The following is a 12,342-nucleotide window of genomic DNA, read 5'->3' on the forward strand; positions in this document are numbered from 1 at the left end:
GCCTCCGTCTTTAGGGCGCACAGAATAATACGCCTACGCGCTTAGAGGATTAACCGCGTCCGCGATAGGGGGCAACGCCTTGATCGGGCACCCAAACGCCTTCGGGGCATTTGCCGTTTTGATAAAAAACATCAATCGGGATGCCGCCGCGCGGATACCAATAACCGCCAATGCGTAGCCAGTGCGGCTTAAGCTCGGCGACGAGGCGCTTACCAATAGAGGTAATACACGCCTCGTGAAAGTCGCCGTGATTGCGAAAACTGCCCATATAGAGCTTAAAGCTCTTACTCTCTACCAAGTATTCATCTGGCACATAATCCACAACAATATGGGCAAAATCCGGCGCGCCCGTCACAGGGCAAATCGAGGTAAATTCAGGGCAAACCAGACGCACAAGATACGGCTCATCCGCGCAGGGATTATCTACGCGTTCCAACTGCGCCTCGTCAGGGCTCTGCGGCAAGGCGGTATTGCCGCCGAGTTGGCCTAATTTATCGTAACGGGTTTCGGTCATAGGAGCCTCAGTAATAAAATGTCCGCCGTCGCCTTTTAGGCTATGGCGGGACAACCTTCGCAGCACGTCCCAGCAACAAATATTTGTGCCGGATGGCCTGCCAACTGAAGTCCGTCAGGACGAAGGTTGGTGCGGGCGGCCGGAATCGAACCGGCACTCCTATACAGGAACAAGATTTTAAGTCTTGCGTGTCTACCAATTCCACCACGCCCGCAGTGAATTGAGCGCGCTCTATAGTCCAACCCTACCCGTTCTGGCCAGTATCTTTTTGCGCGCGATGCAGAAGGTTAAATAACTCCGTGACGCTTGCCACTTGCCCTGCTAACGCGTGGCCATGCAAATTATTACAGATACCCAAGCCCTTTCCGACTTTTGCGATGCACTCGCCAAACATGATTTCATCGTCGTTGATACGGAATTCATGCGCGATTCGACGTTTTATTCCACTCTGTGCCTGATCCAAGCCTCCGGCCCGGGCAATGAGGCCATTATTGATCCGCTGGCGGATGGCTTAGACCTCTCTCCGTTCCTGGATCTCATGATGGACGAGCGCATAATCAAAGTCATGCACGCCGCGCGTCAGGACTTGGAAATTTTCTACGCCCTATGCGGTGATGTCCCGCCTAATGTTTTCGATTCCCAAATCGCGGCAATGGCGCTGGGCTATGGCGACAGCGTTGGCTATATGGCGCTCGTCAAAGGGTTTTTGGGCGTCAATCTGGACAAGGGTGCGCGCTTCACCGATTGGAGCCGCCGGCCATTATCCAATAAACAGCTCCATTACGCGCTAGGCGACGTCACGCATTTGCGCGATATTTATCCGCGCATGGTTGCGATACTCGAAGATAAAGGCCGCTTGGACTGGGTTTTGGTAGAAATGCAAGGGCAACTCGATCCCCTGCTCTATGCTTTTGATCCTGAAACAGCCTATCAGCGCCTGAAAATCCGCAGTAATAAGCAGGACTATTTGGCCGCTCTGAAGGCTGCCGCAGCATGGCGCGAGCGAGAAGCGCAAAGTCGAAACGTGCCGCGCAACCGTATTTTAAAAGATGACGGTATTTACGCTCTGGCGCAGCAGCGGCCTATGTCCCGCGAAGCTTTATCAAAAATGCGCGGTGTCCCGCGCGGGTTTGAGCGGTCCAAATCAGCTGATAAATTACTCTCCGTCATGTCGGATGCGATTAAAAATAAAGACTCCTACGCTCCGCCCGCGCCAAAAGTGCAGCATATGCCGCCTAATCTAGGGCCGGCTGTGGATATGCTTAAAACCTTGCTGCGCCTGCGCAGCGAGTATCAGGATATTGCCCCGCGCCTGATCGCAAATGCGTCCGATATTGAGCAAATTGCCGCTTTTGGCGCGAAAGCCAATGTGGCGGCGTTGTCGGGATGGCGACGTGAATTATTTGGCGAAGATGCACTCAACATGATTTCGGGAAATATTGCACTGCGCCTCAAAGACGGCGAAGTCGTGGCCGAAGCGATCTAGCGATTCTTTAGTCTCCGGTTTGAGGGTCTGATGTCTCTTCGGGAACATCCGTCGTAGTGTCCGGCTCGACAGGGTCAAAAATACGGCGCAGGAACCCCGGCGTAAACGCTGATAATGGATTGACTGCAATCTGGGTTTTATCAAACGGGCCGTTCACCGAATAATTAAGAGCGAAAATGCCTTCGCCTTTTTTCCCCACCACTATATCGCCCAGTAGCGGGATTTCGCCGAGCATAGAATTTATCGTATAGCTGGGCACCAAGACTCCGTTCAGCGTCATAGACTGGTCACCAAAATCGACCGCGCCGCTGGCTGTCAGGCCGATTGAGGAGCCGCCCATCCGCGCATCATCCAGCGTCAAAATATTTTGCTCATAGGTAAAGGGCGCGTGAAACTCCTTAAAATTCATTCCTCCGCCATCCAGTGCATCCGATAGGCCTTGCAGTGAGGCCAGTGACAATATTTGTGCAAATATGGGCGCGTTCACGAGCGTGAACGCCTCTAAGTCCGCCGTTCCGTTAATAGGGCCGGATTCTCCGGCGGGTGGCAACGTAGCCGCCACATTTAATGTCCCGCGTTCTAATGATCTGAAATTATAAAGTCCGCGCATGGCTTTGCCGGTATTAGGAAGGTTCATATCCAGCGTACGGCGCCCGCCGGCCACGGGCGTGGTAACTTCCACATTCATGGATTGTCCATCCAGATCGCCAATCATCGACATAGCCACCACTCCGGCCTCTGACCCGCGATAGGACACTACCGCGCCCGTCAACGCCAAATCCGGTGAAAAGTTAAGTTTGTTTATTGACGCGTTAAGTGTCAGCGCAACACTGTCGCCACGATCATCAAATCGCAGGAAGTTCTCAACCCACGGAGATATATCAAGCGATTTTGCGTCTAGATTCAGTCGTAATCCGGCATCGTCAAGGCTGCGCCCCGTAAGGCTCCCTTCCATAATATTATCAATATTCATAACAGGAATATTCAGCGATAACAGTTTGAAGTTGTTCGCGATTTTAATATCTCCGGAAACATCAAGGCCATCTGCTGATATATTTACACCGCTAAGTTCTATATGGTCGTCTTCAATAGTCATTTGCGCCGTCAATGTGCCTGCCTCGCCCGCATTTTTCCGCCAGACATTATCAAAAGCCAGCGTTGCAGGCGTTAGATCCGCTTTCAATGTTGCCGCATCAATGGATAAGCCGTCGCCTGTCGCATTGACCGAGATATCAGCAGCGCCATCGAACATGGCCCGCTGACCGATACCGAACTTATCCAGATCATCCCGGGTCAAGCGTCCGGTGACGCTATAACGCGACGGCGCGACCCCCCCGTCGAACAAATCTAAATAAGACAGATCGGCCTGCCACGGGCCGATTGACACCGGACCGCTGATCGCCATTTGTGTCTTGTCCACATTTAGCGAAATCCGGCCATCCGCGAGGGCATAGTCACCAAATTTGATGGGTGCGGAAACATCGGAAAATTCGCCTGTCGCAGAATAGTCAAGACGATCCTGTTCAAAAGATTCAAGAAGCGGCCGTTTAACATTGACTTTAACGCTTCCGAACCCCGTAAATCCAGACGGATCAATTCCGGCCTTACTCATAAATTCGAACGGCTTTTCATCAATCAAATGTAGTAAATCGGGGACTTGGCCCTCACCTTCAATCATTATCGTAAAGTCGCCGCCTTTAGGGTTAAGGCGCGGAATATCAACCTGCCCTCCCGTCAGTGTTAAAGCGCTGCCAATACGTCCTTGTGTCGTTGTCAAAGAAAATTGATTACCCTGTAAGCGCGCAAAGCCAGATGCATCTTCAAGCGGAGTCATGGTCGAAATATACTTTACATTTGCATTGTCGAAATTAAAGGTCAGGTCGAGATCCTCGTCTTGCAATATGCCCCGTTCAAGATCATCTTCTTCAATCGACACATCCAGCTTGAGCTGCGAAATATCTCCGGACAGTAAAGCGCGCTCAACCCAATTACGTGCTCCCAGCGCAAAGTCGACGGGCCAATGCTTTAGAATGACCGCTGGATTAACGTCACCTCCAATTTCGCCTTTTAGGATTATATCTGTCAGTGGCTTATCGCTATTTCCAAATCCAATATTTCCAATGAAGGCGCCATTATATGCCCCAAAATTAATGGCCAAAGCGTCCAGAATAACACGCGGATTCTGTGTATCATATTGTCCCGTGGCGGAGGCGTCGGGAAGTCGTATCTGTTCGGCAAATCGAGGCCCCGGGTTTATGACCACGTCTTCCAGCACGGCATCAAACCTGACGGGCCGCTTAAAAAAACCGCTTTCGGGATCGCCTAAATCACCCAGGTTCATCAGACCTGAAAGCGTGATTAAATCCGATTTCACTTCGATATCGGAAAGCCGTAAGGCCTCCTCTAAAACATCATATCCGGCAGTAAAACGGGCAGAGTCAAAACTGCGCCACTCTTGACCCGCCTTGATGCGTCCGGCCCCTGCAGAAAATCCAATCTCGGCGCGCGTCAGGCCGGTATCCGTCGCACGAATATCGGCATCCAGCGCCACGGGCGCATCCAGGGTACTAATCGCCGCGAAGCGACCCTGCGTAGGGATTAATTTAGCGGGATAGAATTCCGCCGTATTCACTTTAATCTCAAATTGAGTCAGCGCATTATTTGCGACTCCCGAAATGCCAAGCGGCGTAATCTGTCCATTGGACGCGATATCTGAGCTCATATCGAGAGAAATTACGTCATTTTTTGAAAGATAGTCAAGATTTACGGAATCAAGTCTCCAGTTAATTCCTTCCACCTCATCAATAAGGTAAATCTGCCCTTCGCGCAGCCGCAGAGATTTAATACTACGCCATTTGCGGGTCTGACCGGGCTTGGGGGCGGCATTAATGGGCTGAACATTACTCACATCACGCGAAAATGCATCCGCATTTGCGGGCGCGCCAAGACCTACCATGACGGTACGGTCTGAGCGACGTATGACCGTTAAGCTTCCCCCGGTTAACTCAGCCTCTGTTATGACGGGCGAGCCGATGATAAGAGAGCGCAATCCGAATTTGGCATTCATTGTCCCAGCATTTGTTACAGCCTCGCCCGCTTTATCGTAAATTGTGAGGTTTCGAGCTACAAAGCCAAGCGCTTGTTCATCCCGGAACCATTCAATACGCAGACTGTCCAGGTTAGCCGACTGTCCGTTATACCGCTCGGATAAAAGCGACTGCGCCGTCGACTTAAAGGGAGATAGGTCGACAGTTTCGGCGCGCATGAAAAAGAATAGAACGTTAAACCAGACAAATATTGCGCCGAGCAGAATCGTCAGAAGCTCTACGCCAAATCCCAATAGCGGCCGCCCGATGCGGTAAAGACGTGTATTGGGCGAGCCGTCATATTTTCGCGCCGCTCTTGTTTTGGCAGCCAAATTCATTTGATGGCGCGTATAAGCTCCCCATAGCCGTCCGGCTTTGCTATCACCACCCGTTGCAGCGTCAATTCGGGGGGTGGACGCATCCTCCATAATCAGGCAACCCTTCCGTCAGAACGATTGTTAAACGCACAATATAAAGCCGCACTTTCTGGAGCAAAATAAATGAGTAACTTCCCGCAAGTTAATGATATTATACCTAATTTTTCTCTGCCGACTAATGGCGGCGGACACATTTCATTATCGGATTTAAAAGGGCAAAAAGCCGTCATTTATTTCTACCCAAAAGATGATACGCCGGGATGCACAACGCAAGCTATCGCCTTTGGCGACCATAAGAAAGCCTTTGATACATTAGGCGTCAAGATTATCGGCGTATCAAAAGACAGCGTCGAAAAACATGATAAGTTCATCGCCAAACGCGATTTGAAGGTAACTTTAATCTCCGATGCAGATGGAAAAATGGTCGAGGATTACGGCGTTTGGGTTGAAAAAAACATGTATGGCAAAAAATATATGGGCATACAGCGCGCAACGCTCCTGGTTGACCGATCGGGAAAAGTCATAGCCGCTTGGCCGAAGGTAAAAGTCAAAGGCCATGTCGAAGAGGTTCTGGCTGCAGCGACATAGATGAACGCCGTGAGACATAGCGCGATAGCCGTATTGAGGGCGAGTGAACCTAGGGACAAGGTGACAGCGGCCTTTGCCCTTCGTGACAATTTGGACTCTGCCTTGTTCTCCTTTGCCTCCTCCACAACTATACCGACACGTCCTGCCCGGCCGGCAAAGCCGGTCCTTGTTGAGCCGGGCGACCTCGCGCGTCGCCGTTTGGGCACACCTGCCGGGCGCGGCGCACTGCTTCATGCGGTCGCCCATATCGAATTTAACGCTATCGATATGGCCGCAGATATGGTCGCGCGGTTTGCAGATCATGATTTAATCGCTGATCAGGACCGCACCGCGTTTATTTTGGATTGGTCAGGCGTTTGCCACGACGAAGCGCGTCATTTCGGCCTTATGTGCGACCGAATGGCCGATTTGGGCATAACTTACGGTGATCTGCCCGCCCATGACGGATTATGGCAAGCCGCCGAAGCGACCCGTGATGATATTGCGGCGCGGCTGGCGATTGCGCCTATGGTATTGGAAGCGCGTGGGCTGGATGTCACGCCGGGAATGATTACAAAACTCAAATCTGTAGGCGATCACGAGAGCGCTAAAGTCTTACAAATTATCTATGATGACGAGATTGGCCATGTAGCCGCAGGGCGAAAATGGTTCGAATATATCTGCATGCGGCAAGGGCTTGAGGTTGTGCCAACGTTTCACAAAAAAGTGCGTAAATATTTTGCAGGATTGTTGAAACCTCCCTTCAACGAACAGGCCAGAGACCTTGCCGGCATGAAAAAGGAATTGTACATGCCTTTAGCCGCTGATTAAGTTTATAATGTTTTTAATTAATTACGGCACGGTTACATGGATTTCATATTCTGCAACCCATTGAATTTTAAATGTTCTTTTTACTTGTATCTCAAGCCGAATTTTTGTGTATTATGTGCATTAGGGGATATACAATTTTCGGGGACGCATGATTAACGAAGCTCTTGGCGCGTTTGGAGATAACTTGAAAAAGTGGTTTCCTGAGCGTCAAATTATTCACCGTAGCGGTGGTCAAATACAGTCATTTGTCATTGGGCAAAAGGTGCAGATTTGTGCTGTGTCTGCAACACTGCTTACTCTGACATGGTGCATATTCACCTTTGCCAATTTGGCCATCGGTAACAATCCGCTGCGCTCCTCGGTAAAACAGGTCAAAATTCTCGAAGCCGATTTCGAACGCCGCTTGGCAAATAGCCACGCCAATGAAGCCAATGCGCTCGCTCTATTAGAAAGCCAGCGCCGTGAATTTCAGCAAGCCCGGGCGGATTTTGAACAACGGCACAGTGTCCTTCGGGAAATTATGTTCTCCCGCGGCGACCGCAAACCCGGCGACGGCGAATCTAAAGGCGCTTTCCAATATGCCCATAGCGCCGTTATGATGGCCCCTGTTGTTCGCGATAGATTGCCTCGCACATCCCGCAGTGACATCATCACAGCGGATGACGGCGACGCCTCGACACTCGCCGCTGCATCCCTGTCCGGACTTGCCAAAGACCAGAACGACATTTTGCTCACGACCGAATTAAAAGCGCAAAGCGCGATCGAATACAGTCGTGCCGTAATGCGCGAGACCGGTCTGAATGTCAGTGAATTACTAGAACTCGGACCCTATGGATCCGGCGGACCTGAAATCGCTTATCAAAGTAATAGCGCATTGGATACTGACGCCTTTCTTCCGCGAACAGAATCAATACGTGCCCGCGTGCAGCAGGCCAGTGTCATGAACCGCGCGCTCAGCTCTATTCCTTTGGGCCATCCGATTGATGATGAGTTTTATCGGACCAGCGCATTTGGCGCCCGTAAAGATCCATTCACGAAACGTACAGCCTTTCACGGCGGTGTTGATTTTGCCGGTCGCCGTAACGCATCTATTGTCGCGACAGCGGACGGCATAGTCAGCTTTGTCGGGATACGCGCCGGTTATGGCCGCGTCGTTGAGATCAATCATGACCATGGTATAGTCTCCCGCTATGCCCATCTGGCCAAAACTTCAGTTAAAAAGGGCGACAATATCACCAAGGGCGATAAAGTCGGCGGTATGGGATCTTCAGGCCGGTCAACCAGTACGCATCTGCATTACGAAGTAATTTTTCAGGGTCAGACGAAAGATCCGGAAAAATTTATCAGAGCGGGCCTATATGTTCAGCAAGACTAAGGCGTCCGGTTCGTCTTCCACATCCACAGAGATGAGCAAAAAACACAATGTGAGCCGCCCTCAGAATAGCGGTGTCCCCTCAATACTTGCTGCGGATCTTGTCGTGACCGGAGAAATTAAGACAGATGGCGATGTGCAGATTGAAGGACGGCTCGACGGCAACATCGCTGCTAAGACGCTAACAATCGGCGAAAATGGTGCAGTCAACGGCAACATCAAAGCCGAAAAAGTTATGGTTCACGGCAAAGTGACCGGCAATATTACGGCGTCGACAATCGAATTTCACGAGACGGCAAATGTACAGGCTGATCTTATTCAAGATCACCTGACCATTGCCAATGGTGCATTTTTCGACGGTAAATGTTCGCGCAAAACAAAACCCGGCGCGAATATACAATCCGTTGCGGCTGTAAAAGCCTCGTAAACGGCCTGTTCATCAGAGTGATTTCGTTAAATTTTGGTCATAAGCTGGCCTTTGCTGGTTTTGTTCATGGCGTGATCAGAAAGCCTGAATTATAACCTAAATACATATTTTTTATACAAGGCCTGAACCGTGAAACTTCTGCGCGTCCTCATCACTGCGAGTTTTGCCCTGCTTCTGGCGGGTCAAGCTTTGGCGCAGTCTCTGATCAGGGACACAGAAATAGAAGAAACACTGCGCGAATTTGGTGATCCGATCATCCGCGCAGCAGGCCTTAATCCCAAAAGCGTGGACATATATATCGTTAATGATCCGTCACTCAACGCCTTCGTAACGCGGGGTCAAAAGGTCTTCTTTCACACAGGTATCCTCGTTGAATTTGAGACGCCCAACCAGCTTAAAGGCGTTATGGCGCATGAGGTGGGCCATATAGCGTCCGGCCATTTGGCGCGCAGCAGTGAGACGCAGCGCAGCGCATACGGCACATTTTTAGTTGCCGCAGGCATAGGTCTGGCCGCAATTTTGGCGGGCGAAGGCCAAGCCGGCGCGGCAATACTCGGTTCTTCGCAGCAATTTGCAGTGCTTGACGTGCTGCGATATTCGCGCATTAACGAGTCCTCTGCCGACCAAGCGGGGGCTAATTATCTTGAAATTTCCGGTCAATCCGGACGCGGCCTTATCGAATTTTTCGAAAAATTCCGCTACCAAGAAGTGATGAGCGAACAGGGACGGTTTCCTTATTTCCGGTCTCACCCCCTCTCCTCTGCCCGTATTGATAATCTGCGCGAAGTTGTCGATGAGTCGCCTTACAGAGATGAAATAGACAGCCCCGAAGATATTCGCCGCATGCAGATCATGCAGGCCAAATTGCGCGGTTTCATCGATCCGCCTCAGACAACCTTCACAAAATTTCCAAGTTCCGACCAGAGCGAAGCCGCCCGCCTCGCCCGCGCCGTCGCCCATTTCCGCGCAGCCAATCTGAAAGAAGGCTTGGTGAGCGTTGACTCGCTTATTGAAGAATTTCCGGACAATCCTTACTATCACGAACTACGCGGCGAAATTCTCTATAAAAGCGGCAAGGCCCGCTTGGCGCAGCCCTCCCTTCGCAACGCAATCAAATTAAAATCCGACGCCCCGCTACTCAAGCAAGCCTTGGCCCAGTCTCTGATTGACGAAAATAGTACTGACGGCATTATCGAGGCCGTTGACCTGCTCAAAGACGTCCTGCAGGCCGAGCCGGAAAACGGCTATTCATGGTATCTGCTCAGTCAGGCTTACGGCTATCAGAACAAAAAGGGCCTTGCGCAATATGCTGTGGCCGAACAGGCCTATGCCCGGGGCGATTTGCGCCGCGCGACATCCTTTGCGGCGCGCGCTATGGAGCAAATCCCCCGCGATACGCCTCAATACCGCCGCGCCAATGACATTGTCGTGATTTCCGATGCACAGCTTGCCCAAGACAGCAAGCGCCGCTAATCATTCCCGAATAATCCGCGCTGACGCGCACTCAAAAGTAAACGGAGACCCTTATGGCCCGCCTTATGCCCCTTCTGCTTGTCTTGCCCTTTCTAGCGACGAGTGCCTGCGCGCAGGATAGCCGCCCGAAAATGAGCAAAGACGAAATTCGCAAGATCGTCCGCGAATATCTTCTGGAAGAGCCCGAACTCATCCGCGACGCTTTGCTTGAACTTGACCGCCGCGAAGAGGCCGAGGCCATGGCCGCGCTCGCGCCGCAGCTTTATAACGACTCACGCGACCCCTCTATCGGTCCCAAAAACGCCAAAGTTACAATTGTCGAATTTTTCGATTATAATTGCGGCTATTGCAAAAGCTCCACAGATTGGGTGCGCGGCACAATCGATAAATATCCCGACGATGTACGTATTATTTTCAAAGAACTCCCCTTGCTTGACCGCCGCACAAAAACGTCACGTAATGCGGCCCTTGCCGCGCTTGCCGCCGCGCGTCAGGGTAAATATTCGGAAATGCATTTTGCTATGATGAATGAAAGCAACCTGGCCCCGGAACGCGTAGAAGCTTTGGCAAAGAAGGCGGGGCTTGATGTCGAAATGCTGAAAAAGGATATGAAAGACGATAAATTAGCCGAACAAGTTGAAGACAGTTTCGATCTTGCCCGCCGCATTCCTGAGCTTAACGGCACGCCGTTTTTTATCATTAATGACACATTCGTTGCCGGCGCAGATGTGGATCGTCTCGAGACCCTGCTTGACGCGGCGCTGAAGGGCTAGGACTTGAATTTATAGGTAAAGTCCGCACTGGGAAATGTTCGGGCTTTCACCTCAGACGCATAGCTTTTGACGGCGTCATCAATGTCGGCCCGCATAGTGCCGTATTTTTTGACAAATTTCGGCACGCGCTCAAACAGGCCCAGCATATCCGGCGTCACAAGAATCTGCCCGTCGCAGCCTGATGATGCGCCGATGCCGATGGTTGGAACATCCACGGCGGCCGTGACTTTATCCGCCAACTCTTCAGAAACGCCCTCAACGACAACCGCAAAGGATCCGGCTTTGGCTGCGGCTTTGGCATTTTCGATGATTTCATCGGCCACAGACTGCGTGCGCCCGCGCGCGCGAAAGCCGCCCAGAACATTCATGCTTTGCGGACGAAGGCCGACATGGCTCATCACCGGAATGCCGCGTTCTACAAGATAGCTGATCGTCTGCGCCGCATAGGTTCCGCTCTCGATCTTGACCGCCTGACACCCTGTTTCCATCATCACGCGCGAGGCGCTGCGAAAGGCGGTTTCAACGCTATCCTCATAGCTCCCAAAGGGAAGATCTACGACCACCAGCGCTTTGGTGCTGCCGCGCATCACGGCCTTTCCATGCATAATCATCATATCCAGCGTGACGCCCACCGTGGTGGTGAGTCCGTGCACAACCATGCCGACACTGTCCCCGACAAGCAGCAGATCGCAATGCTCATCGAGTATCGCCGCCGTCGGTGCGTCATAAGCCGTCAGGCAGACGATCGGCTGTCCGCCCTTACGCGCGGTAATTTTGGGGGCCGTCATACGGGCAAAGAAATTTTGTGCGGACATATCAGTCTCTCAATGATGTTTATCTGTCTATAGCTCCCTGATGCCACGCCCGCCAGTGTCCATTACAAGCCTTTGATCTGCGCGGCGCGGGGGCGGATTTTGCGCGCAAAGCCGCCTCGATCATCTCCCAAGTGCGCCGCTCATCCTCACGCTCCTGCGCTGTTTCCCTCTGCGCGGGCGTCGGCGGCTGTCCGCCATTTCGCATATATCCGGTGATTTCGCGGTCAATACGGTCTATTTCGGCGTCGATCCGAAACTGCACCAGCCGCGCGCGCGCCGCATCCAGCGCCGGATCGTCATAATCCAGCGCCTCATCGGCCAGACGCATTTGCGCGCGACGGGTCTGTGCATAGGCCAGCTTATTATGTTTAAGCTTTAAGGCCATCAGCTCTGATCGCAGCCGCCGTCCGGCCTTGCGGGTGCTTAGGTTATCTTTAGGTCGGGCTATGATCTGTGCCATTGTCTTTCTATTTTATTTAAAAGGGCGTCTGTGCGGGATTTTGGTAAACAGGGGCTACCTGTGGGTACGCGTATATATATTTCGTTTATCAAACTCCCTGCCGGGCACGCGGATCGCTCCGCATATCCGACATGACGCCCCAACTCTGTTTGAGCGCCAGC

Annotated in this window: 11 protein-coding genes and 1 tRNA gene; 7 read left to right on the top strand and 5 right to left on the bottom strand. The window is 51.9% G+C overall.

Annotation, left to right across the window (positions count from 1 at the left end):
- Positions 1-49: 49 nt before the first annotated feature.
- Both queF and H142_RS0103925 read right to left on the bottom strand, forming a co-directional pair.
- Positions 50-514 (bottom strand): preQ(1) synthase, encoded by a 465-nt coding sequence (queF, locus tag H142_RS0103920; protein WP_026147774.1) that lies wholly within the window; start codon positions 512-514, stop codon positions 50-52.
- A gap of 127 nt (positions 515-641) precedes the next feature.
- Positions 642-728, bottom strand: a tRNA-Leu gene (locus tag H142_RS0103925).
- A gap of 120 nt (positions 729-848) precedes the next feature.
- Here H142_RS0103925 and rnd point away from each other — a divergent pair.
- Positions 849-2,000, top strand: a complete 1,152-nt coding sequence (rnd, locus tag H142_RS0103930) for a ribonuclease D (protein WP_017930800.1) — start codon at positions 849-851, stop codon at positions 1,998-2,000.
- A 7-nt stretch (positions 2,001-2,007) separates the two neighbouring features.
- On the opposite strand, the gene H142_RS0103935 is transcribed toward rnd, so the two are convergent.
- Entirely contained in the window at positions 2,008-5,514 is a 3,507-nt protein-coding gene (locus H142_RS0103935; RefSeq protein ID WP_017930801.1) for a YhdP family protein, read from the bottom strand.
- A gap of 72 nt (positions 5,515-5,586) precedes the next feature.
- On the opposite strand from H142_RS0103935, the gene bcp reads away from it, so the two are divergent.
- The 6 genes from bcp (at position 5,587) to H142_RS0103965 (ending at position 10,906) form a co-directional block, all read left to right on the top strand.
- A complete protein-coding gene (bcp, locus tag H142_RS0103940) occupies positions 5,587-6,051 on the top strand; it encodes a thioredoxin-dependent thiol peroxidase (protein ID WP_017930802.1) in 465 nt (154 codons plus the stop codon).
- Positions 6,052-6,861, top strand: a complete 810-nt coding sequence (locus H142_RS0103945; protein WP_026147776.1) for a ferritin-like domain-containing protein — start codon at positions 6,052-6,054, stop codon at positions 6,859-6,861.
- A gap of 184 nt (positions 6,862-7,045) precedes the next feature.
- Entirely contained in the window at positions 7,046-8,236 is a 1,191-nt protein-coding gene (locus H142_RS0103950; RefSeq protein WP_169331800.1) for a M23 family metallopeptidase, read from the top strand.
- Positions 8,220-8,660 (top strand): bactofilin family protein, encoded by a 441-nt coding sequence (locus tag H142_RS0103955; protein ID WP_026147777.1) that lies wholly within the window; start codon positions 8,220-8,222, stop codon positions 8,658-8,660. The genes H142_RS0103950 and H142_RS0103955 overlap by 17 nt, the downstream gene beginning before the upstream one ends.
- A gap of 129 nt (positions 8,661-8,789) precedes the next feature.
- Positions 8,790-10,133 carry a M48 family metalloprotease gene (locus tag H142_RS0103960; RefSeq protein WP_017930806.1) on the top strand — a complete coding sequence of 448 codons (1,344 nt, stop codon included), beginning with the start codon at positions 8,790-8,792 and terminating at the stop codon, positions 10,131-10,133.
- A 53-nt stretch (positions 10,134-10,186) separates the two neighbouring features.
- Positions 10,187-10,906, top strand: a complete 720-nt coding sequence (locus H142_RS0103965; RefSeq protein WP_017930807.1) for a DsbA family protein — start codon at positions 10,187-10,189, stop codon at positions 10,904-10,906.
- Here the strand turns inward: H142_RS0103965 and panB are convergent.
- A complete protein-coding gene (gene panB / locus H142_RS0103970; protein ID WP_017930808.1) occupies positions 10,903-11,721 on the bottom strand; it encodes a 3-methyl-2-oxobutanoate hydroxymethyltransferase in 819 nt (272 codons plus the stop codon). The two genes, H142_RS0103965 and panB, sit on opposite strands and share 4 nt — an antisense overlap.
- A 19-nt stretch (positions 11,722-11,740) precedes the next feature.
- Positions 11,741-12,181 (bottom strand): hypothetical protein, encoded by a 441-nt coding sequence (locus H142_RS0103975; RefSeq protein WP_017930809.1) that lies wholly within the window; start codon positions 12,179-12,181, stop codon positions 11,741-11,743.
- Positions 12,182-12,342: the final 161 nt, after the last annotated feature.

Origin of the sequence: Robiginitomaculum antarcticum DSM 21748 (genome assembly GCF_000365025.1) — a bacterium.
Classification (GTDB): Bacteria; Pseudomonadota; Alphaproteobacteria; order Caulobacterales; family Maricaulaceae; genus Robiginitomaculum; species Robiginitomaculum antarcticum.